The following is a 23746-nucleotide window of genomic DNA, read 5'->3' on the forward strand; positions in this document are numbered from 1 at the left end:
GTCCGCGAAAAGGGTGCGGTTTTGTCTTTCACCCGGCAGCGCTGCAGCGCAAACATTCACTTACGATCCCTTCGGCAATCTCAACAAATCCGGCAGCCCCAACAGCTTCCTGCCCACTTATTCGCCATCCACCAATCGCATGACCTCCCTCCCTGGAAATTTCACCCCGACCTACGACGCTAACGGGAACGTCACTAACGACAGCAGTCACATCTACACCTGGGACGCGGACGGCAATTCTGTCACGCTTGACAGCGTCGGATTGACCTTCGATGCCTTCGACCGCATGGTGGAACAGAACCGCTCCGGCGTCTATACTCAGATCGTCTATGCCCCCACGGGAGAAAAGCTGGCGCTGATGAATGGCCAGACGTTGCAGAAGGCTTTCGTGCCCCTGCCCGGCGGCGGCTCCGCTGTGTACACCAGCACGGGCCTCAGCTACTACCGCCATCCCGATTGGCTGGGGAGTTCGCGCTTGGCCTCGACGCCCACACGCACGGTCTATTCCACCACAGCCTACGCGCCGTTTGGCGAGCCCTATGCACAGTCCGGCACCGCCGACCTTTCCTTCACCGGCCAGAACCAGGACACCGCTGGCGGCTCCTACGACTTCCTCGCCCGCGAATACGCCATCCAGGGCCGCTGGCCGTCGCCCGATCCAATGGGAGGCAATATCGGGAATCCACAGTCCTTGAATCGCTATGCGTATGTGATGAATAATCCGCTCGCACTGGTTGATCCGTTGGGGCTGGCGTCTTGCACGCGTGATGACACCTGCGACGATAAGTATGACCGCTACCACCAATTCAGTGACGCGGTTGGCACCGGGAATTGTCTCCTGAACTTCATGCCCGCCCCCTGCCAGGTGGCCAATTATTATCTACAGACTGGATTAGGCTACATAGACTTCGGACCTGATTGGAAGTTCAAAGGCAACCTTGCCTACGGAACCAATTGCTATGTCGGCGTCATTGTGGATGCGGCATTTTGTTTAGGTGATTATCCGACTCCTAATCCGGGTGGGCAGGGCAGTACTCTTTGGTTGCAAACGAAGGTTTTCTTCCAAGCATGGGGAAGAGAAATGAAAAAGGAAACGTTCCAGCCTGGTGGATGTGCCTATTTGTTCGGCACGACATTCGTTGGAGGAGGGGAGGCAGCAGGTCCTGGACCAGTCGACGTAGGGAAGGCAGCTACGGACAGCATGAAGATTGGCTACGTTGCGGAGAAAGGTTTAGCGGTGCCAATGAGATCCTCCATTTTTAGGAGTATCACCCGATTGGGGGAGATGTTCGATGGACTTGCAGCGGCAGATTTCTTTGTTACTTCTGTAGAATCAACAGTAACCGAGATAAAGGCTGCAGTCTCTGGTGAGTGCAAATGAAACAGCACAAAATCCGTGACGCGATGATCTATGCGGGAGTGAGCATCCTCGTCATGGCAGGAATCATTCTGTGGGCACTGTACGTACCTGCTAACTCGGGCATTTCAGCAAAAATACTTCGTCTAACGGTCGCGACGGCCATATTGTACGGATATATCGTTCGGTGGTACTGGAAGATGCGCAATAGTATCAGATTTTGGCTTATCATCTCAGGATTTATCGTACTGCATTTATTTTCTTTTCAAATTATCTTGCGGAACATGCAAAACATACCTCTTTTTTGGTTCATCCTGCCATGCTTATTTGAAGGTGGTTTGATTATGTTAGTACTTAATTTTATTCTTCACGTCTCTCCTCCCTAGCCAGAGATCTTTGTTTCGAATTGATGGCCGTAACCTCATTCGAATGCCCCGCCTCCCCCCCGGCCATTTCCCCCCAATCCCTTCTTGAAGCGCATGTACTACTGTGCTAACATGTGCCGTGAGTACGCAGCAGCCACCCCGCGCGCCGCACCCCTCGCCCGCTAACCCTTGCAGAATCTGCAGTTCCGAAAAATCCGTCCGCAACCCCTGTAGAATCTGCAGTTACAAATCATTAGACTTAAAGTCCTTTATCATCTGCACTTACAGAAAACACCGGGGGGTGGGGGTCATTCTGTTAACTTCGCGCCCTCAAAACCGGGCTGGGGCGTACCGATCGGTGAGCAATGCGGGAGCAGGAGGGCTACTGCAGGCGGTGCGGGCGGCCGTCCGTGCCTACCAGGGTGTCGAAAATCGCCAGGACGTGGCGGCGGTATTCGATCATGCGCGTGAAGAGGTCGCGCAGCTCCGGCTGGCGCTCGGCCTCGCGATGCCACTTGGCCAGCACCACGGGCGGCACGGAGATGTCCCGCCGCAGCTCTTCCGGGGAATGCCCGCGCAGAAACAGCCCGTAGAAAAAGGCCGCTTCGCGCTGCGGGAGATCGAAATCCAGCAGCATTTCCGGGGGCACGATTTGGAGCTGTGTGGCCATAAAGAAAAAGCAGTTTACCGAAATCCATCGCCGCGTCAAGTAGTACCCCCGTACGGGTGCCCTCTTGCGCATCCCGCCCCGCCCGGGAGAGGGCCGGGAACCCGGCCGATGGCCTTCGCGCGGCAACGTCCGCTGACGTCCCCGAACCTTGGCGGCACGCTCCGCAACACTGGAAGCTGGAAATTTCGCCGTGGTGGCCGTAAAGTAGGGCTGCAGCATGGAGGTTAATCCGATGCGTGTGATGCGAACTTTCCTCGGCGGTACGATCCTGCTGGCGTCCGGGCTGGGGCTGTTGCTCCTGCCGCCAGGCGCCGCCTCCGGCTCCCCGCAGGAGCCCGGCGCCGTGCCCGCGCATCACCGCCAGCCGCCCCAGGGCCCGCTCCCGGCCACGCTCAGCCCCGCGCAGTTCAACGATCCGGTGGTGAAAAACGCTTACGCCGCCGCCGCGCGCATCAAGAAAACCCTCTACCAGCAGCCCTGCTATTGCCACTGCGACCGCAGCGTCGGCCACGGCAGCCTGCTCGATTGCTACGTCTCCCAGCACGCTTCCGGCTGCGACATCTGCATACGCGAAACTTTTTACGCCTCCGAGCAGCAGCGCAAGGGCAAGACTGCGGCGCAGATCCGCGCCGGCATCATCCACGGTGACTGGGAAAGAATGGACATCTCCCGCTACGATACCTATCCCCCCGCCAAATAAAAAAGGCCGCGAAAATGGCGTGGCCAAAATGCCAGGGAAGCAAAAAAGGCGCCCTACCGAGGGCGCCTTTCTCGTTTTTGCACGATTGCAACAACCAGCGGCTTAAGCGCCGCCTAGTTTGGCTTGGAGGTCCTGAAACAGGCTCTGCAGCAGGACCTGGTCGTATCCCAGGAAATCGGCTCTCATCACGCCCCTGCCATCTACGTTCGTCACTTCGCCGGAAACCTGCAGGCGGACTTTCTCGACACTCGCCGGCACGGGCGGATTCGCCTTGGGATCGCCAGGCGTCGAGACGAGCTTGATGCTGATCTGTACTTTGTAGACCCAGTTCGTGTTCATCGTGACGATTTTCGAGTTCGGGAGGGTCCGGAAATATCCCGAGTCCTTATCCATCGTCGCGATGTCGAAGTTGTGTTCGAGGACCGTGTTGACAGCCGTCTGCCAGACCTTGTCGTAGTTTTTTTGGAAGTCTGCGCGAACCGGCAGTTCGCGCCAGACGGGTTCGCCGGTCACGAAACGCGCCTCCAGCACTTTCGGAACCTTTTTGTAAGAGCCGAAAAGCTGAGCGGATACAGTGGATGACGTCAACACGAGCACGGCCAGCACGGCCAGCAACCGTCGAATATTCATAGCGATTCTCCTGTCTGCTGCGGGCCGCGCATGCGACATGCGCGGCGCAATATAAATCCAAGTCTGATTGTGCCAGTTTGAGTCCAACCTCGAATTTCAAAACGGGGAGGCGATGGCCTAATTGACACCCCATTAATTTGATTGGGCCCGAATTTCAGAGTTTAGAATCGCAAAGCTGGCCAGCATACTCCATAGTACGAGCGAACTACGCATGTCCAAACCACCAAGTGTGAGTTCGGGCACAAATTCACAACCAAGCTGGAGCCGCTAAAATACAAGGATGAATCCTGGCCAGAAAAATTAAGTTGAGGATGCTCAGCGGCCGCCGCGCAGGTAGGCGTCCGTGCCGCTCAGCCAGTCCTCGCGCGGGGGCATGAAGATGTCCAGGTCCACGGTCTCTTCCACGGCCCAGGCCTCGTGCGGCATGTTCGGGGGAATGGCCAGCACCTCGCCGGCGTGCACCACGATCTCCTTGCCGTCGATGGCGAACTTCAGCGCGCCCTCCAGGATGTAGGTGAGCTGCTCGTTGTGGTGCTGATGCAGCGGCACGTGCGCGCCCTTCTTCAGCAGCACGCGCGCCATCATCATCTTGTCGCCGACGATCATCTGCCGGTCGATCAGGGGATTTAGGTGCTCACGCTTGATGTCGTCCCACTTGAGGTACTTCAGCACGGCCGGTGCGCTCATTTCAGGTCTCCATAGAGTTTCGCTGCGTTGTCGTGCAGGTACAGATGCGCCAGTTCCAGCGCGCGTGTTTCCGTAATGGCGCCTTCGCTCACCAGCTCCGCCAGCGCCGCGGCCAGCGCGGTGCGCGCCGAGCGCACCGCCAGCCAGAAGGTTTCCTCCGCGCCCACGGCGTCGTTGAACGGAAAGGCGTCCGAAGCGAACATGATCTTCTCCGGGTAGAGCGAGATCCACTGCTTCAGAATCGTTTTCAGCTCCGAGGGGTAGACGTAGTAGCCCATCAGCGAGGAGTCGGTATACACGTTCTTGGCCGCGGTCAGCCAGATCATGTCCAGCGTGTAGGGATACCCGCCGTGGATGAGCACGAAGTTCACGTTCTTGTAGCGCGGGTCGCGCAGCACGTTTTCCAGGTTCAGCGGATGCCCCTGGCGCAGGCTGAAGTAATCGCCGATGCCTACCGCGCTGTGGAAGTGCACCGGCAATTTCAATTTCCCGGCTTCGTCCAGCAGCACGCGGAAAATGTAGTCCTGAAAAAGCGTGTACTCCTTGGCCGCGGGCACCCCGCCCGTCCGGTAGCGCGCATAGATCTGCGCGGCCTGCTCGCGCGGCGGGTCCTCGAAATGCAGCGAGCGGAAATAGGCGGCTTCGAACTTCATGGCCACGCCGCCGCGCTTCTGGTTCTCCGCCACCGTGCGCCGCACGAACTCCTCATAGCCGGCGAGATCCGCGGGCAGCGCCGCGACGTTCTCCTGCTTCCTGTAGCGCTGCAGCATCTTCTCCTGCAGCGGGATGTACACGCCCATGTCGCCATTCTTCCCGGCCTGGTCGCGGTTATCGAAGGGATAGAGGAAGGAATCCACGAAGAAGACCCAGTGGAAGCGCTTGGGATCGAGATAGGGAGCCAGCGCCACGCGATTGGCCAGGCAGATTTGCACGCCCACCTTGTCCAGGATGCTGTCGAAGTAGGCCGTGCCGCCTTCCTTCTCCCAGGCCTTCTTCTTGTCGATCAGCCATTGGGCATGCGCGGGCTTGAAATCGTCGTAGGGGTAGCCGAAGAGCGCTTTGGCCGCCGCCACAAATTCCGGATTGGTGTCACGCAGGCGCAGCACCGTGCTTTCCTCCGGCGGCGAGGCCATGGCGTCCATGTCCATGTCGTCGGGGAAGGTGGCGTGCGAATGGTTGTCGTAAATGGGAATCTGGTCGATCTTCTTGAGCAGGCGCTCGTAGATCACCGGCATGTCCGGGCCCGCGAAAGGTTTGGCTTGTGCCACGGCCGGGGAGGCAGCAGCGAAGAAGAGAACTGCGCACAGCAGCAGGTGAATCATTTGTTTCATTTTTGTGCACCTCACCGAAACAAACAGTTATTCCACACCGCAGCGAGTTTGTCGAGGCCGCAAAACACAATGCGCGGCGGCCACGCCGAGGCGGAAATCCTTCCGGCAATCGAAAGCCCGCCTACCGCGCCACTGCGGCGCGCCAGCGCGCGGAGACGCGTTCGATCCGCTCCAGCGCTTCCTCCAGCAGATTCCGCGCGCTCACCAGCGAAAAGCGCAGGTACTCCGCGCCCCCGGCGCCAAACGCCGCTCCGGCAATCCCCGCCACGCCGCCCTCTTCCAGCAGCAGCGCCGCCACCTGCTCGGCCGCGAGCCCAGTGTCCGCGACATTCACCCAGGCGTAAAACGCGCCGTCGGGCGCGAGACAGCGGAAGCCCGGGATGCGGTTGAGTCCGGCCACGAAGAGGTCGCGCCGCTTGCGGTACTCCGCGACCATGGCGTCCACGGCGTTGCTCGGGTCGCGCAGCGCCTCGATGGCCGCCACCTGCGTGAACTCCGCCGCGCACGTAAACGTGTTCAGCACCAGCATGTCCAGCGCGTCCACCACCGCCACCGGGGCTACCGCGTAGCCCAGCCGCCAGCCGGTCATCGCGAAGCTCTTCGAGAATCCGTCGATGATCACCGTGCGCTCGGCCATCCCCGGCAGCGACGCGATCGAGCGATACTCCCCGCGGAAGAGAATCCGCGCGTAAATTTCATCGGCGATCACCCACAGGTCGTGCCGCGCCGCCAGCTCCGCGATTCCCGCGAGCGCGGCATCGCTGTACACCGTTCCGGTGGGATTATTCGGCGAATTGAAGATCAGCAGGCGCGTTTTCGCCGTGATTTTCCCGGCGATTTCCGCGAGATCCGGCTGAAAGCGGTTCTTCTCGATCAGGTGAAACGCCACCGGCGTCGCGTCCAGGCCCCGCGTGAACGACGGATAGATCGGGAAGCTCGGATCGGGGTAGAGCACTTCGTCGCCCGGCTCAATCAGCGCCATCATCGCCAGCGCCAGGGCCATCTTGCAGCCGGGAGCGACGAGCACCTCCTGCGGCGTCACCTGCAGCCGCCGCGTCCGCCCCAGATAGTCGGCCACGGCTTCGCGCAGCGCCGGCACGCCGCGCGTCGAGCAGTAGCGGTCGCGGCCCGCGGCCACGGCGGCGCGCACCGCGTCCACCACCGGGGCCGCCGGATGAAAATCCGGCTCGCCCAGCTCGAGATGAATGATCGAGCGGCCCTGCCGCTCCAGTTCCTTGGCGCGCGTATAGACGGCCAGTGCGCCCTCTCCGGTCAGTTGGGAAATGCGTGAGGCGATGTGTCTCATAGTCGGTTTTCCGATGCTATCACTCCGCCGCGGGCAGCGCGCCGTACACCGCGGCGATCTCCGCCATCACCACAGCGCGCTCGAGCAGCCGGACCCGGGATGTTTCGCTCATGGGAAAGCTTCCGTGGGGAGATTTTTCAGCCCGTAAATGTTGCCCGCAAAAAACGCAGGGGCACGAACATTCGTGCCCCTGCGGATGCAGGATGGTCGCCGCCGCGTTAGAACGCCCAGCGCAGCGAGAACTGGATCAGCCGCGGCGTGCCCTTGGCCGTGGTGATCTGCCCGAAGTTGGCCTTGCTCTCCACGTCGGTGAAAGTCGGGTTCGAGAAGTTCACGTGGTTCCAGATGTTGAAGAAATCGGCCGTGAACCGGATGGTCTGCCGCTCGCCGATCTTGAAATTCTTGATCAGCGAGAAGTCCCAGTTCTGCTGGCGCGGACCGCGGTAGATATTCCTTCCGAGATTGCCAAAGTCCGTGGTGCAGAAGTTGGAGTTCGGAAAGATGGTCGGATCGAGCTGATTCGGATCGCACTGCGCCGGATAGAGCGGCAGCGCCTTACTGAAGTTGTTGAAGTCCACATAGCCGCCTAGCCGCGCGTGCACATCGCCGGATGTGTAACCCTGCGAGATGCTCCCGCCGGACGCCAAACTGGCTCCGAGGAGCGGCGTGCTGCCCAGCCCGAGGAAGCCTGAGCCTGCGCCGGAATCGAAAATGGAGAATGGCGTGCCGGATTGGAAGATGGTGATGCCGCTGATGGACCAATTGGCCAGCACCGCGCGCTTCCAGCCTTCCTCCTTCTCGAAGAACGGCAGGTCATAGACGTAGCTGACCACCAGGCGGTGCTTGCGGTCGAAATCGGAAAGCCCGCGCGAGGCGTTGATGTTGCTCTGGTCGTTGTACGCGGTATTGAACGCCGTGTTGCCCGTGGAAGTGGCGTCGGTGGATTTCGACCAGGTGTAGGCGGACTGGAAATAGCCGCGCGCCCAGCGCCGCGACACCGTCGCTTGCAACGCATGATAGTGCGAGTAGGCGTCGTTGGCGAAGAGCTGGTAGCCGGAGTAGCCGTTGAGGCCCGGCGTAGGCGTCCGCGCCACGGCGTTGGCGAAGGTGTTCGCGGTGATCTGGTAGGTGTTGTTGAAGGCGTCGGTGACGACGACGGGATTGGCCACCGAGGCGCGCCGCGACTGGATGCCGTCGCGCGTCTCGCGGAGATGCACGGCGTGCGTGCCGATGTAGCCGACCTCCAGCACCCACTGTTTCCCGAGCGAGCGTTGAATCGTGAGGTTCCACTGCTGCGTGCTGGGCACCTTGAAATCCCGAGGCACTTCCAGAGCGAAGATGAGATCCGATTGGACACCGGGTCCGCTGCACTGGTAGATCCCGGCCTGGGTGGTGTCGTTCCCCGGAAAGCCCTGGAGAGTGGACAAACAAGGGATGTAGGCGGGATTAATGACGCCTGCGGGCGGCAGGCCGTTGGGGTTGGACCCGATGGCCGCGCACCACGGATTCTCCGGCGCGGGATTCGAGGGCGAGCACGGCGCAAAGAAGTTGGTCAGGCTGAGCGGCCCCGCCGCGTTGAAGAAGACGATCGGCAGAAGCGGCGATTGGAAGCTGAGCTGGTCGATCACGCCGACATCCTCGCGAGCGTAGTAGATGCCGTAGCCGCCGCGCACCGTCGTGGTATGGCGGTTCAGGACGTCCCACGCCAAGCCGAAGCGCGGCCCGAATCCCGTCGCGATCTGGTTGCGGAAGGTGGAGGAAGTGGCGTTGCCCGTGAAGCCGGCCACGCCGAGCGAACCCGCGCAGCTCGGATAGACCCAGGGATATTGCCCCTGCTGCGTCAGACGCGATTCCACGTTGCCGATGTGGCAGGCATCATCGTGAAACGCCCCGAAAAATTCCGTGCGCATGCCCAGGTTTAGCGTGAGGTCGCGCCGCACTTTCCAGTCGTCCTGCGCGAAAAGCGAGAAGTTCTTCTGTCTGTATTTGTGGTCGAAAACGCCGCCGCCCCCGAAGCTGAAGTCCGGCATGCCGAGCAAAAACTTCTGGAAATCGGTCAGCCCGGGGGTGCTGACGAAGAAAAGCTGGCCGTTGAAGACCTGGGGGAACAGCTTGTCCAGGTTGACGAGAGAGAGGTCGCCGCCGAAGCGGAGGACGTGGGCACCATGCACCCAGGACAAGTTGTCCACGAAGTTGTAGTTGTTCTGTTCCGCGAACTGGTCGGCCATGGGTGTCGGCCCGATCTGGTAGCCGGAGCTGGCCAAGGTGAACTTGTAGATGCTGTCGGTGATGTTGCTCATGGGCCGGTTGATGCCCAGGTCCGCCGCCGTAACCGGCGGCTCATTGATGGAGCTGTTGTTGATGTGCACCAGGCCGAATCGAAACTCGTTTACCAGGGTCGCGGAAAACAGGTGCGTTTCCGCGACGCTGAGGAAGCGATCCTTGACCGGAAGAAAATAGGGGAAGTTGAGGTCCGTGCCGCTGATGCTGCCGCCCAGAGAAGCCTGCAGCCCGCCGGCCCCGAAGGGCACGTTCTGCTCCGAATTCGAGAAGAAGAAGCGCGTGGCAATCTTGTCCGCGCCGCCGCGGAACTCCCGGTCCCAGTTCGCGGTGAACTGATTGTCGCTGTATTTTCCGGGACGGCTGACGGCAAACGCCCCGGTCGCCGGATCGCCGCTGGGAATCAGGTAACCGTTCGAGGTTCCCCCGAATTGGTCGCTCTTGAAGTTGAGCAGGGCGACCGCGACCGGGTCCAGTGCAACACTCGGATCACCGAAAAACACATTCGCCAGGTTGCCCATCGAGCGGTCCGCAGGCAGAACCGGAATCGTCGTGCTGATCAGGGTTCCCGGCGAAAGTCCGCTGCGCTGCCGCGTGCCCTGGTAATTGAAGAAAAAGAAGCCCAACTTCTCCGTGCCCACCGGGCCGCCGAGGCTCACGCCAAAGATGTTCTGCTTCAGCACCGGGCGCGGATTACCTCCGGCATTCTGGAAGAACTCGTTGGCGTTCAGTTTGTCATTGCGGAAAAATTCGTACACGTCGCCGTGGAAATCCTTGCTGCCGGACTTCAGGATGGCGTTGACGTTGCCGCCGCCGTTGCGGCCCTGGCTGGCGTCGTACAGCGACGTCTGCACTTTGAACTCCTGGATGACGTCAGGGTTAGGCAGCGGCGTGTTGGTCAGCTCCGCGACGTTATAGTCCGTCGCGGTGATCCCTTCGATCAGGTAGTTGTTGTTGTCCTCGCGCTGGCCGTTCACGATGATGCGCACGTCGCCGCGCCCGAGCTGCCCGGAGGCGTTCAGGTCGCTCTGTGCGCCGCCGGAAAGCGTCAGCAGTTGCTGGAAGTTCTGCGTAGCCAGCGGCAGAGTGCGCACCGTCGCCGAGCCGATAGACTCGCCCGTCGTCGCGCTGGTCGTGTTGATGGTCATCACTTCCGCGGTGATCTCCACCTTTTCGGTCACGCTGCCGGCCTTGAGCGCGATCGTGAGCGACGTCGTCTCGGTGACCCGCACTTCGATGTTGGAGACCGTGGCTTCGGCAAAGCCCGTTTTGTTGACGACGATCCGGTACGTCCCGGGCGGCAGCAGGGTCATGGTGATCGTGCCGTCCGCGCCCGTCTGCACTTTGCGAGCCACCATATCGGTGCGCACGTCGATCACCTGCACATCGGCAGCGGCAACCCACCCGCCGCTCGAATCCACCACGCTCAGATTGATTGCGCCGGTGGCGCCGCCCTGTCCGTAAGCGCGCACTCCGGCCAGCGATACGGCCATCACCAACAGTGAAACCAGCAGCAAAGATTTCAACGTGACTCGCATATGTACCTCGTTTGGTTTTCTCTCGAAGTGAACAATACACCCGTGCCCTGGATGAACCCGCCGATTAAGAAGCGCAATCTTTCCGGAATCTGCTGCGGGAACCCCTGTGCTAATCCCTATGAAACTAACGTTTCAATCCCATCCTGTCAAGAATTCCGTGCTCCTTTTCACGGGCGGCCGCGAAGCGGCCGATGGGGCGGGCTGGCCATTACGGGCTGCGCCGGGCCGCGCGCCCTTTCTCTGCTTGACGCCGCAGGCCCGCGGCGCGACCATTTCATCTATCCAGCAGCTGGCTGGGCAGCGTCCCCTCCTGGAGGTGGACCATGAAGTCCCGCTCGGTTTTTTCGTTTTTGGCGCTCGGCGCGCTGCTCCTGCTCTCCGCTGCCGCCCGCCCCGCCGCGGCCCATCCCAGCCACGCGCGCATCGTGCGCCTGAGCCTGGTGCAGGGCGATGTGCGCTTCACGCGCTCTGCCCAGAAGAACGATCCCCTGGCCGATCAGAACCTGGCCTGGGAATCGGCCATCGCCAATCTGCCCATCCGCCAGGGCTACGTGCTTTCCACCGCGCACGGCCGCGCCGAAGTCGAATTTGAAAACGGCGCCACTGCCTATCTCGACGAGAATACCGTCGTCGAATTCTACGATCTTTCCCTGGACGACGACGGCGCGCGCACCACCCGCCTGATCCTCCGCCAGGGCAGCGCTTCCTTCTACGTCAATCCGGCCCGCGGCGACCTCTTCAGCGTTACCGGCGGAGACTTCACCGCCCAGGCCGGAGCCCGCGCCGCCTTCCGCATGGACAACTACGACGACGGCAGCACCATCGGCGTCGAGAAGGGCCGCGTCACCGTCCTCGCCAAATCCCAGACCACCGCCCTCGAAAAGGGCCAGAGCCTGAGCCTGCGCGCCGGCGACGACGCCCGCGCCAGCATCGGCAGGCTCCCCGCCGGCGATGCCTTCGACCAGTGGGTCTCCGCACGCTCGGAGAGCGTCACCTCCGCCTCCAATTCCGCGCTGCAATACGTCAGCTCGCCCTACTACTCCTCCGGCTTCGCCGATCTCTACACCTACGGCTCCTTTATTTCGTACTCCGGCTATGGCAATTGCTGGCGGCCGTTCGGCATGGGCCTGGGCTGGTCGCCCTTCAGCAGCGGCCAGTGGGTCTTGGATGCCTCTCAGGGCTGGAGCTGGGTGAGCTTCGAGCCCTGGGGCTGGCTGCCCTATCACTTCGGGAGCTGGGTTTTCTCTCCGGCCTACGGCTGGCTGTGGGTGCCGGGAGGTTTCGGCACGGGCACGCTGAACTACTGGCGGCCAGCGACGGCGGTGTGGGTGCGCTCGGGCAACAGCGTCGGCGTGGTGCCCGTGCATCCCCTGGACACGCACGGAAAAACTCCCGTCAATCTCGCGCAGGCCGGGATTTCGCCCTCCGGCAGCGGCGCGGGCGACAAGTGGAAAGTGCTGAAAGCGCCGCCGCCGGGGGCCCTGGCCTCCAGCCTGGCGGCAACCGCGCCGCCTGTGCGCCTCACGCGGGTACTGCTCACGGGCACCTCCGGCGTGCGCGCGGTGAGCATGGACCGCGTTTCCTCCATCGTCTTTGATCCGCGCGAGCACCGCTTCGTCAATGCGGCGAATTCGCCGGCGGACTCCGCAACCGGCTTCGCCAGCCCTGCCGGCGCTGTTGCAGCCGGGGCCGGGGCCACAGCGGCCTCCGGCGCGGCACCCCGTGGCGCAGCGCGAACGACAATGCGCTTCGACCAGCCCCGCAGGACTACTCCGCCGGCCGCGCGAACCTTCACTCCGCCACCGGCTCGCAGCTATGCGCCGCCAACCCCATCGCGGTCCGCGTCCACACCGCGCGGCCCCTCGCCGCGCTCCGGGCCTTCGTTCGGGACGCGTTCCGCGCCTTCCTATGCGCCGCGCTCCGCGCCTCCTCCCCGTCCGCACTGACCTGCGGCAGCCCTCTGCAAAACAACAGCGGCTCCGCACCCCGGAGCCGCTTCTGTTTTTCTTGATGGGATCGAGCCCTGATGAAATTTTCCTGAGCTGGGTGGCCCCGGCAGCGCGGGCAGCCCCCGCTACCCGAAAATCATCCCCGCGTAGCCCACCACCGCGCTGCGGTCGCCGCCGGCCTCCGCTGATGTCGCATAACGCACCAGCTCTGCGCGCGCCGCTTCCAGGGCGCCCAGCGCCGTCAGCATGGCCACCGCCGGACCCAGCCCGCACATCGAAATCTCTTCCCGGATGCACACCTCGAACAGCCCGCGCGCATCCCGGGCCAGCAGCCGCTCCACCGCCTTCCCGTCCTTCACCCGCGTGGTGGCGTCGTCTTCGTAGTGATTCAGGTCCGAGGTCGCCACCAGCAGCGTCTCCGGCTCCGCCGCCAGCACCCGCCCCAGCCCCTCCCCGATCTGCGCCCATTCCTCGAAACGCAGCGTCCCCAGCGCGACCGGCACAAAGGAAAACTCCGGCGCCAGCACCTGCAGAAACGGCAGTTGCACTTCCAGCGAATGCTCGCTGCGGTGCGCCACTTCGTCCTCGCGCAGCAGCGGGCAGGCCTCGCGCAGCGCCGCCGCCAGCGCCGCATCCAGGGGCGCGTCGCCCAGCGGCGTGCGCCACGCCCCGCTCGAGAGGATCGCGGCGTTCGCTCCCCGCGGCTGGTGGCGCACGCCGAGAATCACCATGCGCCGCGGCAGCTCGATCCGCGCATACACCGCCCCCGCCACCGCCCCGGAATAGAGGTAGCCGGCGTGCGGCACCAGGCACGCGCGCACCCGCGCGCGCTCCACGTTCGGCTCGGCCACGGCGGAGTGCCGCACGAGTCTTCTCAGTTCCTCAGCTTGGGAGGGATAAAAGCGTCCGGCTACGGCAGGCAGGCGAAGCATGATGGCGCCCCGCGCTTCAGATGGGCTTCGACGGTTTTCCCTTGATCTTGACGGCTTGCTGGGTCACCGGGTCGAACACGATGGTCACTTTGTCCCCGTACTGGTAGCCGCCGCGCTCGATGATCTGCGTCATCTTTGCGGAAAGTTGCTGCGAGAGCGGGAAGGTGCGGATGGCCAGTTCGTTTTCGATGCCGCGCACGGTGATTTGCGCAGCGTTGGCGTGCATCACCGTTCCCTGAAATTTGGCGTATTGCCCTTTGCTTTTTTCCGGCTTGCTCTTGATGACGATCGGTTTGTCCAGCGGAACCGATTGCTGCGCCGCGGCCGGCAGCAACGGCAGGAGCGCCGCCAGCAGCAGCGCGCCAACTCCCCGCCGCCATACGCCGCCTTGTATGCGCTGTTTCATTCTTGGTCGTCCACGGCAATCCGCAGGGACTTGAGGAAACGCACGTCCTGCGGCGTCATAGCCAGCTTGGCAGGCACGCGGCGGTCCCGCTCCTCATCCAGCGCCTCGTGGTCTACTTGAATGCGCAGGGATTCCAGGAAGCGCTTGTCCTGGTTGGTCAGCTCCGGCTCCGGCGCCCCGGCCTCACGCCGCGCCAGACCGATGGTGGCATCCAGCTTCAGAATGATGTCGTAGCCGTGCGCGCGCACTCCGGCGATCGCTCCGGTAATGCGATCGGATTCGCTCACCGTGTCGTTGATCGCGTGCCCCAGCTCGCGCAGGAGGTTTTTCAGGTGATCGTCAAGTTGCAAGGTTGGCTCTCCTGGTACCCTAACGGCAATTCTAGAACTGCACTCCTTTGGATTCAAGAGTACTGCTTGCGCGTTGTCTCCAAAGGCGCATGACAGGCACTTCCCCCGGGAACAGGCTGCCCGCCCCGTAACCCGCATTTCTCGTGCGCCAGCCGCGCTGGCTCTCCGCGCCGCCGTCCGTTTTGCGTTAAGATGCTCTCGTGGCCACTCTGGCATCTGCGGCGCCCGCGCGCGAAGGCGGTTTTCGACGCCTGGGGCGGGTTCTGCGCCAGCTCTTTCACGAGATGACCGGAGCGGTCTTCGGAGTCCTGGCGCTGGGCTGGGCCAACGCCACGCTGCGCTCCTGGACCCACGATGTGGCCCGCTGGCTGCTGGCCACGGCCGTGGCCGTGACCCTGCTCATGGTCTTTTTTTCCTGGAGCTCGTTCCGCCGCGCCCGCCGCATCCGCTAGGCGAATTGCGAGTTGCGCACTCTTATGGCTGACACCAAAGCACCGGCCCGCGAATCCAAGGAGCGCAAGCCGCGCTTCACCACGCTCTCCGGCCTCCCCGTGGAGCGCCTCTACACCCCGGAGAGTCTGCCCGCCTGGGATCCCGAGGAAGCTCTCGGCTATCCCGGCGAATTCCCCTACACCCGCGGCATCTATCCAACCATGTACCGCGGCCGCCTCTGGACCATGCGCCAGTACGCCGGCTTCGGCACCGCCGCCGAATCCAACCGCCGCTACCGCTACCTCCTGAGCAAGGGCCAGGCCGGCCTGTCCGTGGCCTTCGATCTCCCCACGCAGATCGGCATGGATTCTGACGCCCCCCTGGCCCACGGCGAAGTCGGCAAAGTCGGCGTGGCCATCGACTCCCTCGAGGACATGGAGACCCTCTTCGACGGCATTCCGCTCGAAAAAGTCTCCACCTCGATGACCATCAATGCCAGCGCCGCGATTCTCCTGTGTTTGTACGTCGCCGTGGCCAGGAAGCAGGGCGCCAGCCCCCAGAAACTCACCGGCACCATCCAGAATGACATCCTCAAGGAGTACATCGCCCGCGGCACCTACATCTATCCGGTGCGCCCGGCGATGCGCATCGTCACCGACATTTTCGCCTGGTGCCGCCGCGAGCTGCCCAAGTGGAACACCATCTCCATCTCCGGCTACCACATCCGCGAGGCCGGCTCCACCGCCGTGCAGGAAGTGGCCTTCACCCTCGCCGACGCTATCGCCTACGTGCAGGCGGCTCTCGACGCCGGCCTGGCCGTGGATGAATTCGCCCCGCAGCTCTCGTTCTTTTTCAACGCCCACAACGATCTGCTCGAAGAGATCGCCAAATACCGTGCCGCGCGCCGCCTGTGGGCCAGGATCATGCGCGAGCGCTTTGCCGCGCGCGACCCGCGCTCGCTGCTCCTGCGTTTCCACGCGCAGACCGCCGGCTCCTCGCTCACCGCGCAGCAGCCGGAAAACAACATCGTCCGCGTGGCCATCCAGGCGCTGGCCGCGGTTCTCGGCGGTTGCCAGTCGCTGCACACCAATTCGCTCGACGAAGCGCTGGCCCTGCCCACCGAGGATTCCGCGCTCATCGCCCTGCGCACCCAGCAGATCCTGGCCCACGAAACCGGCGTCGCCAATACCGCGGACCCCGTCGCCGGTTCCTACGCCATCGAGCGCCTCACCGACGAAATCGAAGCCGGCGCGCTGGCCTACATCGAAAAGATCGGCGCCATGGGAGGAATGTTGCGGGCCATCGAGGCCGGCTTCGTGCAAGGCGAAATCCAGAAGGCCGCCTACGACTACCAGCAGGCCGTCGAGCGCAAAGAGCAGATCGTCGTCGGCGTCAACGATTTCGTCGCCGCCGAAGAGCGCCCCATCCCCATCCTGAAGGTCGCTCCGGAGCTGGAACGCGAGCAGGTGGCCCGCCTCCGCGCCGTGCGCGCCCGCCGCGACGCCGGCAAAGTCCAGGCTGCGCTCGGCGAGCTCACCCGCCGCGCCACCGGCGCCGAAAACCTGCTCCCCGCCATCCTCGCTGCCGTCGAAAGCTACGCCACCGTCGGCGAAATCTCCGACACTCTCCGCCGCGTCTTCGGCGAATACCGCGAATCCGTCGTCATCTGATTGCCCGTCGCGGTTCTCCTGACTGGTTTTTCACGGGCCACGGAACGCGAGTCACGAGCATCCCCGCCTGTAGTATCCTTGCCCTCAACGGCCGCATATGAAGCTGGTTCTTGCTTCCGCCTCGCCCCGCCGCGCGGAGATCCTCCGCGACGCCGGCTTCCATTTCCACATGCTCTCTTCCGCCGTGGACGAAACGCCCATCCCCGGCGAATCCCCGCACGACATGGTCCTGCGCCTCGCCACGGCCAAAGCCGAGCTGGTTGCCGCGCGCGCCATCGGCCCGGCCATTGTCATCGCCGCGGACACCGTGGTCGAAATCGAGGGCCGCATCCTCGGCAAGCCCCGCTCCACCGACGACGCCCGTGCCATGCTCGAGCAGCTCTCCGGCCGCGCCCACGCCGTGCACACCGCCATCACCCTGATTCGCCTTCCCGACGCCGAGCGGCGCTCCGCCGTCGAAACCACCCGGGTCACCGTCGCGCACCTTGCGCCCGAAGTCATCAGCCGGTATCTGGCCAGCGGCGAGCCCTTTGACAAGGCTGGCGCCTACGCCATCCAGGGCCGCGCCGGCCGCTACATTCCGCGCATCGAGGGCTGCTACTTCAACGTCGTGGGTCTGCCCCTGGCCCGCCTCTGCCAGCTCCTCCACGAACTCGGCTGGAACGAAGAATAGCGGCGCTAAAAATAAAAAGGGCGGCCACACAGGGCCGCCCTTGCAAATTCTTGCGCAGGCCAATCCGCGCTGCGCCGCTACTTCTTCTCTTCTGCCGGCTTTTCCGCCGGAGGCGCCGGAGCCGCAGGAGGCGGCGTCGGTTGCGAGGTCCCCGCCATGCCTTCCTTGAAGCTGCGGATGCCCTCGCCGAGCCCGCGCATCACTTCGGGGATCCGCCGCCCGCCGAAGAAAATCAGCACGATGGCCAGCACGATCAGCCAGTGAAAAATACTAAACTCACCCATGGACTACCTCCGTGCGCCCTTACCGCTAACGAGTACGTTGACCACTTCGCGGTCACACATACTTTGTACCCTATCCCAGGACGCGATTTGCGGCAAGCGCTCGCCGCCCTTTCACCTTACAGGATAACACGCTCGTCCCCCGCGCGCCGAGTCACTCCTTGGCGGTCCAGGTATTCCAGCAGGGGGATAGCGTATTTCCGGCTGATCCCCGCCAGCTCCTTGAACACCGGCACCGTGATGCGTGCCCCGCGCGTCTTCTGAAAATGGCGCAGCCGCGCGCGCAGCTCCCCCAGCGCGTCGCGGTGGAACACCAGTTCCGCCGTCACCCGTACCAGCCGCTGCTCGCGCAGCAGGATTTGCAGCAGCTTTTCCGCGCGCCGCGCATCCACCGCCAGCTTGCCCAGCACCTCTTTCACCGACGGCGCCGCCAGCCCCGCGGCTGCAAAGGCCGCCTCGATCTGCTCCTTGGCCCGCGCTTCCTCCGGCTGCAGCGCAATCTCCGTCCCCGCGCGCTTCACGAGCTCGCCCGCCAGCTCGATCTTGCGCCGCTGCGCCAGCTCCTCCAGCGCCGCGCGAAACGTCTCCGCGCGCACCCGCCGCCCGGCCTTGGCCCGCAGATCTTCCCGCGCCATCCCCGGCAGCAGCGGATTCTCCTTGTGGAATTTCTCCACCCGCGCCAGGAGATCCGCGCACAGCTGCTCGAACACTTTTCCCGGCACCACCACCGCCGGCTGCTCGCTCACCCGCCGCAGCTCTCCCGCGGCCGCCAGCTTGGCCGCCTCGGCCTGCACTTCGCGGTCCTGCCAGCCCGTCCGCGCCACCGCTTCCGCGAGCGGCAGCCCCGCCGGCACGCGCTCCGCCATGGCCGCGAGAATCTCCGCCGCGTTGCCCCGCTCCAGCATCTCCAGAAATTTTTCCCGCGGGCTTTCTTTGCGCTGCGGCCGCGCCGCCAGCGGATCGAGCACCGCGCCGCCGCCGATGGTCACCACCGGAGAGAACTGCCGCAGGATGAAGCGGTCGCCGCGCAGCGCCAGCAGCTCGTCCTGCAGACGCAGTTGCGCAAACGCCGCTTCGCCTGGCTTCAACTCCGTGCGCCCGTAGAGATGCACCTCGGCAATCGTCTCCGCCGTGCCCTGATGAAAATGCACCCGCGCGCGGTTTTTCAGCTTTGGCGCCGAGGCCAGCAGCTCGATCCGCGCATCCAGCCGCTGCGTCGCCCGGAACAGCCCCGGCGCCGCCAGCACCATCCCGCGCCGCACTGCCGCATGCTCGATTCCCGCCAGATTCACCGCGGTGCGCTGCCCGGCCAAGGCGCGCTCCGCGGTCCGGCCCCCGGACTGCACCCCGCGCACGCGCAGCCGCTCCCCGCCGGGAAACAGCTCCACCTCCTCGCCCGCCGCCACGCTGCCCGAGATCAGCGTTCCCGTCACCACCGTGCCGAAGCCTTTGACCGCAAAGGCGCGGTCGATGGGCAGACGGAAATGCCGCGCGGCGTCCTTCCCCGGCACGCGCTGCGCTTCCTCCACCAGCGCCCGCTTCAGCTCCGCCAGCCCCGCGCCGGTCTTCGCGCTCACCGCCACGACCGGCGCGTTTTCCAGAAACGACCCGCGCAGAAATTCCGCCACTTCCAGCCGCACCAGGTCCAGAAATTCCGGCTCCACCAGGTCGCTCTTGGTCAGCGCCACCACTCCGCGCTGCACGCCCAGCAGCCGGCAGATGTCGAAATGCTCGCGCGTCTGGGGCTTGATGGATTCGTCCGCCGCGATCACCAGCAGCACCAGGTCCACCCCCGCCGCGCCCGCCAGCATGTTGCGCACGAAGCGCTCGTGCCCCGGCACGTCCACCAGGCCGAAGCGCACCCCGCCTTCTTCCAGAAAGGCGAAGCCCAGGTCGATCGTGATGCCGCGGCGCTTCTCTTCCTCCAGGCGGTCGGGATTCGTCCCCGTCAGCGCTTCCACCAGCGACGATTTGCCGTGGTCGATGTGCCCAGCCGTGCCTACGATGACGCTTTTTCCGGATGCCGTTGTGCCCGGCGGATTCATGAATTACAGGATGCAGCGAGTTGCCGGGCAGGGTCAATCAGAGATCAATCGCTTCGCGGTTGTGCGTGGATCGACCGCTTCGCGGTCGTGCATGAAAAGGAAGGGCGAGAAGGAAGGAACGGAGGAGAACCAGGCAAAGTGCTTCAGGCGGCGTCGATCTCCTGCAGGATGGCCTGCACCGCGGCGCGCGGATCCGCGGCCGCAATAATCGGCCGCCCCACCACGATGTAGTCGGCGCCGGCCCGGATCGCTTCGGCGGGCGTTGCCGTGCGCGCCTGGTCGTCGCGCTTCCGCCCAGCCCCCGGCTCTTTCGGCCGCACTCCCGGCGTGACGATCAGAAAATCGCTCCCGCAGGCTTTGCGAATGGCGCGCACTTCCCTGGGCGACGCTACCACGCCGTCCACCCCGGCCTTGCGAGCCAGCCGCGCCAGTTTCAACACGCGGTCCGGCGGCGGCCCGGCAATCCCCGCCTCGCGCATCGCTTTGTGGTCCATGCTCGTCAGAATGGTTACCGCCAGCAGCCGCGGCCGGTCCGCATCCAGCGGCTGCGTCGCGCGGATGGCCTGCGCCGCCGCCGCCATCATCGCTCGCCCGCCCAGCGCGTGCACGTTTACCAATTGCAGCCCGGGCAGCCCCGTGGCCGCCAGTACCGCTCCCGCCACCGTATTCGGAATATCGTGGAATTTCAGGTCCAGGAAGATGCCCGTCCCCAGCGCCGCCACCTTGTTCAGCACGCTGGGTCCCTCTGCCGTGAACAGCTGGCTGCCGATTTTGAACATTCCGACGACATCGGCAACTTTTTCGGCCAAACGCAGGGCGGGAACGACGGAATCGAAGTCGAGGGCGACGATCAGACGGCTGCGCGGCTGGGTCTCGAGGTTCACCGTTGCGGCAGTGCCATTAGCTCCAGACGTACCTGGCTTACTCCGGGATGAATCAACCCAATCTTGCGGGCTACCGCATAGGATACATCAATTTCCCGCCCTTCCTGATAGGGACCTCGATCATTGATGCGCACCAGCTCGAAACTCCCGGTGCGCACATTGACCACCCGCAACACCGCCCCGAAGGGTAGCGTGGGGTGGGCGGCGGTCAGGGCCTCACAGTCAAACTTTTCGCCATTGGCCGTCTTCCGGCCATCAAACTCCTGGCCGTACCAGCTGGCGTTCCCAACCCAAACCCTGATCGGCTTGACGGGTTCGCTCTGTCGGGCGACGAGAGGGGCCTCCATGGCCACTGGGATCAAGAACATCAGCGGTACCCAACGGAATGCGGCCCATATAAAGAAAAGTGGATGTCTCATAGTGTGTTGTTTGGGGGATTTGATTCCAAAAAACAATAGCACCCAAAAACCATTATGTCAACCATTTTCTGCCCTAAATTTTCCTCGTATCTCATTACAACTACACACTTTAGCTTCGAAAAGTGCCCTCTCCAGATCCCCCCTTATCCTCTCACTGGCCTTCGGGTCAGCAAAACTGGCCGTTCCGACCTGTACTGCCGTAGCCCCCACAACCATGTAATCCAGCACATCTTCGGCGGTTTCGATGCCTCCAAGCCCCAGGATGGGGAGAGTGCAGGCCTTGCTGACCTCCCAAACCAGCCTCAGGGTGATGGGCTTGATCGCCGGACCGGATAGCCCCCCGGTCGGGTTCCCCAGTCGGGACCTTCCCGTCCGGTAGTCCACGGCCATGGCCGGGTAGGTGTTGGCCACTGTCAGAGCGTCCGCCCCGGCCTCCTGGGCCGCCCGGGCGATGGCCCCGATGTCCGTCACCAGGGGGGAAAGCTTGACCCACAGAGGGCGCTTGACAGCCGCCTTCCGCGCCGCCCCCACAACTTCCGCCACCAGCCCCGGGTCGCTCCCGAACTGCATACCCCCCTTCTTGACGTTGGGGCAGGAGATGTTCAGCTCATAGCCGGCCAGGCCCTCGGCATCCTCCAGGACGCGGATCACGTCCACGTATTCGTCCATTGTGTAGCCGAAGACGTTGGCGATCACCGCGGTGTCGAACTGGCGCAGCGCCGGCAATTTCTCCGCGACGAACGCGCGCACCCCCACGTTCTGCAGCCCGACCGCGTTCAGCATCCCCGACGCGGTTTCACACAGCCGGGGCGCCGGGGCCCCCGCGATGGGCTCCCGGGAAATGCCTTTGACGACCAAGCCGCCGAGACGATGGAGATCCACCAGGTGGGAAAATTCGAGGCCGTAACCGAAGGTGCCGCTCGCTGCGAGAATAGGATTCCGCAGGCGCAACGCGCCGACTTGTACGCTCAGGTCGACTGCTGCCGTGACGCTCACTTCGCCGGAAGTGTAGCACGAAGCCGAAACGCCGCACGCGGTTTCTTGCGCAAAATCTTGCAGCGGGCCTCAGTGTGGCGCGGGCTTCTCTGTTGCTGCGGATTGCAACGCGTCTGCGAGCATGTGGCCGTCGCGCGGCGCCAGCGTAATTCCGCACAGGGCCGCCAGCGTCGGCGCGATGTCCGCCGGCGTCGCTCCCTTCCAGTATTCGCCCGGACGGATCCCGAAGCCCATCAGGAGAATTGGCACGCGCTGGTCGTAGAGATACGGCGTGCCGTGCACCGTTCCGTAGCGCCGCGCCGCTCCCGCCGCTGTGTAGTCCATTGCCCAGTACGGCTTCGGCACCAGAAAGAGGTCTCCGCTGCGCCCCGCGAAATAACTTGCCGCCAGCGCGTTGCGCACCGGACTCGCGCTCGCCGGACGGTCCTGCAGCTCCTCCGCGCGGTACACGCGCGCCACGCCCGGTATCTGCTCCAGCGCTTGCAGCACCGCCTGCAGCGCCGCCGGGTCGCTCTTCAGCCGCTCATACACGCCCGGCGCGAAATAGATTTCGCTGCCCGCGCTGGCCAGCACCGGCTTCGGGTAGTGGAACGGCTCCAGCGCTTTCTCGATGTGCGGCGCAACCTCCGCCACTTTCAGCCAGCCCGCGTCCGCTCCCGTCCACGCCATGTCCTCGGGAATGGGCACCACGCCATGGTCCGCGCTCAAGGCCACCACGTAGTTGCCGCGCCCCACCTTCTTGTCCAGGTGCGTGAACAGCGCCCCCAGCGTGCCGTCCAGCCGCGCCAGCACGTCCTGCACCTCGTGGCTGCGCGGCCCGAACGCATGCCCCGCGTAGTCCAGCGCCGAGAAGCTCACCCCCAGAAAATCCGTGCCCCCGCGCTGCCCCAGTCCCAGCGCATCCACCGCCTGCTCCGCCAGCCGCCCCAGATAGGCATCCGAAAACGGGCTGGTCTGCCATTGCTGATAGAACGCCCGGTCCGGTTCCGCCCCGCCATCCTTCCCGCGTAGCGCGTGCGGCAAGGCCGCGCCCCAACCTTGCGGCGGCACCGCCCCGGTGGCTTTCTCGTCGTAGAGATACGCCGCCGCGGGCAGCAGCGCCGCCCAGGTCTTCCCGTAATCTTCTTTCACCGGATGCGCCTCCGCGTATTTCTCCACGAACGGCGCCGCGCCATACACGTTGGAAGTGGTCCAGGCCCCGGCGCCGCCGTCAAACCAGGTCACCGCGTCCCCGCGGTGCCCGGCGAGGTCGATGGCCGCCCGCGCCTTCAGTGAAAACGTCACCACCCGCGTCGCCCCGCCGCTCTGGAAGCGCAGCTCCTCCGCAAACGACGGCACGGCCAGCCGCCACCCGCTGTCCCCGCCCTTCACGGCGATCCCCGCATAGCCGGTATTCTTCGCCCGGGGATCCGCCGTGCACGTCACCTCCTGCGCCCCGTCGCGGTCCCACCATTCGTTGGCCACCATCCCGTGCATCGCCGGAAACGCCCCGGTGGAGATCGTTGCGTGCCCCACGCAGGTCTCCGTGGCCGCGTAGGGGTAGGCCGCGGCGCGGAACCACGCGCCCTCCTTCACCAGCCGCTTCAGCCCCCCCGTCCACTGTCCCTGGAACTTTTCCACGTAGTCCCCGCGCATCTGGTCCACCACCAGCAGCACCACAAGCTTCGGCCGCGCGGCGGCCTGGCGCACCACTGCGGCTCGGGGGCGCGCGCTGGGAGCCGCCGCAGCTGCTTGCGGCTTGGTCTGCGCCCCCGCGCCTCCTGCTGTCAGCGCCAGCAGCGCCGCCAGCCCGCACGCGATCTGCCTCAAATTTCCGTTTTGCCGCACCATGCGCACCTCTATTTC

Annotated in this window: 21 protein-coding genes; 6 read left to right on the forward strand and 15 right to left on the reverse strand. The window is 64.2% G+C overall.

Translation table 11 applies throughout. The features are described from left to right. Window positions 1-13 precede the first annotated feature (13 nt). On the forward strand, window positions 14-1381 hold the full coding sequence (locus LAN61_00870) for an RHS repeat-associated core domain-containing protein (protein MBZ5539048.1): 1368 nt from the start codon (window positions 14-16) through the stop codon (window positions 1379-1381). A 723-nt stretch (window positions 1382-2104) separates the two neighbouring features. On the opposite strand, the gene LAN61_00875 is transcribed toward LAN61_00870, so the two are convergent. After that, entirely contained in the window at window positions 2105-2359 is a 255-nt protein-coding gene (locus LAN61_00875; protein MBZ5539049.1) for a hypothetical protein, read from the reverse strand. Between the two features lie 265 nt (window positions 2360-2624). On the opposite strand from LAN61_00875, the gene LAN61_00880 reads away from it, so the two are divergent. Further along, window positions 2625-3092: a PCYCGC domain-containing protein gene (locus tag LAN61_00880; protein MBZ5539050.1), complete on the forward strand. Its 468-nt coding sequence runs from the start codon at window positions 2625-2627 to the stop codon at window positions 3090-3092. Window positions 3093-3194: 102 nt separating this feature from the next. Here the strand turns inward: LAN61_00880 and LAN61_00885 are convergent, their stop codons facing one another. From LAN61_00885 to LAN61_00905, 5 genes are all read right to left on the reverse strand, one after another. After that, entirely contained in the window at window positions 3195-3722 is a 528-nt protein-coding gene (locus LAN61_00885; protein ID MBZ5539051.1) for a hypothetical protein, read from the reverse strand. 315 nt (window positions 3723-4037) lie between these two features. Next, on the reverse strand, window positions 4038-4409 hold the full coding sequence (locus LAN61_00890) for a cupin domain-containing protein (protein MBZ5539052.1): 372 nt from the start codon (window positions 4407-4409) through the stop codon (window positions 4038-4040). Further along, window positions 4406-5740: an amidohydrolase family protein gene (locus tag LAN61_00895; GenBank protein MBZ5539053.1), complete on the reverse strand. Its 1335-nt coding sequence runs from the start codon at window positions 5738-5740 to the stop codon at window positions 4406-4408. Before LAN61_00895 ends, LAN61_00890 begins: the two co-directional genes overlap by 4 nt. Window positions 5741-5861: 121 nt before the next feature. Continuing rightward, on the reverse strand, window positions 5862-7046 hold the full coding sequence (locus LAN61_00900; GenBank protein MBZ5539054.1) for an aminotransferase class I/II-fold pyridoxal phosphate-dependent enzyme: 1185 nt from the start codon (window positions 7044-7046) through the stop codon (window positions 5862-5864). Between the two features lie 218 nt (window positions 7047-7264). Beyond that, window positions 7265-10864, reverse strand: coding sequence for a carboxypeptidase-like regulatory domain-containing protein (locus LAN61_00905; GenBank protein ID MBZ5539055.1), 3600 nt, complete (start codon window positions 10862-10864; stop codon window positions 7265-7267). Between the two features lie 323 nt (window positions 10865-11187). Here LAN61_00905 and LAN61_00910 point away from each other — a divergent pair, with 323 nt between their 5' ends. Further along, on the forward strand, window positions 11188-12810 hold the full coding sequence (locus LAN61_00910; protein MBZ5539056.1) for a FecR domain-containing protein: 1623 nt from the start codon (window positions 11188-11190) through the stop codon (window positions 12808-12810). A gap of 128 nt (window positions 12811-12938) precedes the next feature. On the opposite strand, the gene amrB is transcribed toward LAN61_00910, so the two are convergent. The 3 genes from amrB to LAN61_00925 are packed head-to-tail and all read right to left on the reverse strand — an operon-like array spanning window position 12939 to window position 14501. Further along, window positions 12939-13745, reverse strand: coding sequence for an AmmeMemoRadiSam system protein B (gene amrB / locus LAN61_00915; GenBank protein ID MBZ5539057.1), 807 nt, complete (start codon window positions 13743-13745; stop codon window positions 12939-12941). 16 nt (window positions 13746-13761) lie between these two features. Beyond that, window positions 13762-14151 carry a hypothetical protein gene (locus LAN61_00920; GenBank protein ID MBZ5539058.1) on the reverse strand — a complete coding sequence of 130 codons (390 nt, stop codon included), beginning with the start codon at window positions 14149-14151 and terminating at the stop codon, window positions 13762-13764. Beyond that, window positions 14148-14501, reverse strand: a complete 354-nt coding sequence (locus LAN61_00925; protein ID MBZ5539059.1) for a hypothetical protein — start codon at window positions 14499-14501, stop codon at window positions 14148-14150. Before LAN61_00925 ends, LAN61_00920 begins: the two co-directional genes overlap by 4 nt. Window positions 14502-14701: 200 nt before the next feature. Between LAN61_00925 and LAN61_00930 the strand changes: the two genes are divergently transcribed. The 3 genes from LAN61_00930 to LAN61_00940 all read left to right on the forward strand — a co-directional run bounded on the left by LAN61_00930 (window position 14702) and on the right by LAN61_00940 (window position 17276). Beyond that, the gene (locus tag LAN61_00930) at window positions 14702-14953 is read left to right on the forward strand and encodes a hypothetical protein (protein MBZ5539060.1); all 252 of its coding nucleotides are present in this window, start codon (window positions 14702-14704) and stop codon (window positions 14951-14953) included. Window positions 14954-14977: 24 nt separating this feature from the next. Further along, entirely contained in the window at window positions 14978-16603 is a 1626-nt protein-coding gene (locus LAN61_00935; GenBank protein MBZ5539061.1) for a methylmalonyl-CoA mutase family protein, read from the forward strand. A 97-nt stretch (window positions 16604-16700) separates the two neighbouring features. Then, on the forward strand, window positions 16701-17276 hold the full coding sequence (locus tag LAN61_00940; GenBank protein MBZ5539062.1) for a Maf family protein: 576 nt from the start codon (window positions 16701-16703) through the stop codon (window positions 17274-17276). Between the two features lie 77 nt (window positions 17277-17353). Here LAN61_00940 and tatA read toward each other — a convergent pair whose 3' ends face one another. From tatA to LAN61_00970, 6 genes are all read right to left on the reverse strand, one after another. Continuing rightward, on the reverse strand, window positions 17354-17560 hold the full coding sequence (gene tatA / locus LAN61_00945) for a twin-arginine translocase TatA/TatE family subunit (protein MBZ5539063.1): 207 nt from the start codon (window positions 17558-17560) through the stop codon (window positions 17354-17356). A 116-nt stretch (window positions 17561-17676) separates the two neighbouring features. Continuing rightward, window positions 17677-19602 carry a selenocysteine-specific translation elongation factor gene (gene selB / locus LAN61_00950; GenBank protein ID MBZ5539064.1) on the reverse strand — a complete coding sequence of 642 codons (1926 nt, stop codon included), beginning with the start codon at window positions 19600-19602 and terminating at the stop codon, window positions 17677-17679. A 143-nt stretch (window positions 19603-19745) separates the two neighbouring features. After that, entirely contained in the window at window positions 19746-20486 is a 741-nt protein-coding gene (gene pyrF, locus LAN61_00955; GenBank protein ID MBZ5539065.1) for an orotidine-5'-phosphate decarboxylase, read from the reverse strand. Further along, window positions 20483-20905, reverse strand: a complete 423-nt coding sequence (locus tag LAN61_00960; protein ID MBZ5539066.1) for a septal ring lytic transglycosylase RlpA family protein — start codon at window positions 20903-20905, stop codon at window positions 20483-20485. Before LAN61_00960 ends, pyrF begins: the two co-directional genes overlap by 4 nt. Before the next feature lie 57 nt (window positions 20906-20962). After that, on the reverse strand, window positions 20963-21877 hold the full coding sequence (locus LAN61_00965) for a dihydroorotate dehydrogenase (GenBank protein ID MBZ5539067.1): 915 nt from the start codon (window positions 21875-21877) through the stop codon (window positions 20963-20965). A 93-nt stretch (window positions 21878-21970) separates the two neighbouring features. Further along, entirely contained in the window at window positions 21971-23731 is a 1761-nt protein-coding gene (locus LAN61_00970) for an alkaline phosphatase family protein (protein ID MBZ5539068.1), read from the reverse strand. Between the last annotated feature and the right edge of the window lie 15 nt (window positions 23732-23746).

This window comes from Terriglobia bacterium, from assembly GCA_020072785.1.
Lineage (GTDB): Bacteria > Acidobacteriota > Terriglobia > Acidiferrales > UBA7541 > Acidiferrum.

Bases quoted from the DNA above. Each gene is read 5' to 3' on its own strand.
- LAN61_00875 (MBZ5539049.1), bottom strand. From the start codon at position 2,359: ATGCTGCTGGATTTCGATCTCCCGCAGCGCGAAGCGGCCTTTTTCTAC.
- LAN61_00880 (MBZ5539050.1), top strand. From the start codon at position 2,625: ATGCGTGTGATGCGAACTTTCCTCGGCGGTACGATCCTGCTGGCGTCC.
- LAN61_00885 (MBZ5539051.1), bottom strand. From the start codon at position 3,722: ATGAATATTCGACGGTTGCTGGCCGTGCTGGCCGTGCTCGTGTTGACG.
- LAN61_00890 (MBZ5539052.1), bottom strand. From the start codon at position 4,409: ATGAGCGCACCGGCCGTGCTGAAGTACCTCAAGTGGGACGACATCAAG.
- LAN61_00895 (MBZ5539053.1), bottom strand. From the start codon at position 5,740: ATGAAACAAATGATTCACCTGCTGCTGTGCGCAGTTCTCTTCTTCGCT.
- LAN61_00900 (MBZ5539054.1), bottom strand. From the start codon at position 7,046: ATGAGACACATCGCCTCACGCATTTCCCAACTGACCGGAGAGGGCGCA.
- LAN61_00905 (MBZ5539055.1), bottom strand. From the start codon at position 10,864: ATGCGAGTCACGTTGAAATCTTTGCTGCTGGTTTCACTGTTGGTGATG.
- LAN61_00910 (MBZ5539056.1), top strand. From the start codon at position 11,188: ATGAAGTCCCGCTCGGTTTTTTCGTTTTTGGCGCTCGGCGCGCTGCTC.
- amrB (MBZ5539057.1), bottom strand. From the start codon at position 13,745: ATGCTTCGCCTGCCTGCCGTAGCCGGACGCTTTTATCCCTCCCAAGCT.
- LAN61_00920 (MBZ5539058.1), bottom strand. From the start codon at position 14,151: ATGAAACAGCGCATACAAGGCGGCGTATGGCGGCGGGGAGTTGGCGCG.
- LAN61_00935 (MBZ5539061.1), top strand. From the start codon at position 14,978: ATGGCTGACACCAAAGCACCGGCCCGCGAATCCAAGGAGCGCAAGCCG.
- LAN61_00940 (MBZ5539062.1), top strand. From the start codon at position 16,701: ATGAAGCTGGTTCTTGCTTCCGCCTCGCCCCGCCGCGCGGAGATCCTC.
- tatA (MBZ5539063.1), bottom strand. From the start codon at position 17,560: ATGGGTGAGTTTAGTATTTTTCACTGGCTGATCGTGCTGGCCATCGTG.
- selB (MBZ5539064.1), bottom strand. From the start codon at position 19,602: ATGAATCCGCCGGGCACAACGGCATCCGGAAAAAGCGTCATCGTAGGC.
- LAN61_00960 (MBZ5539066.1), bottom strand. From the start codon at position 20,905: ATGAGACATCCACTTTTCTTTATATGGGCCGCATTCCGTTGGGTACCG.
- LAN61_00970 (MBZ5539068.1), bottom strand. From the start codon at position 23,731: ATGGTGCGGCAAAACGGAAATTTGAGGCAGATCGCGTGCGGGCTGGCG.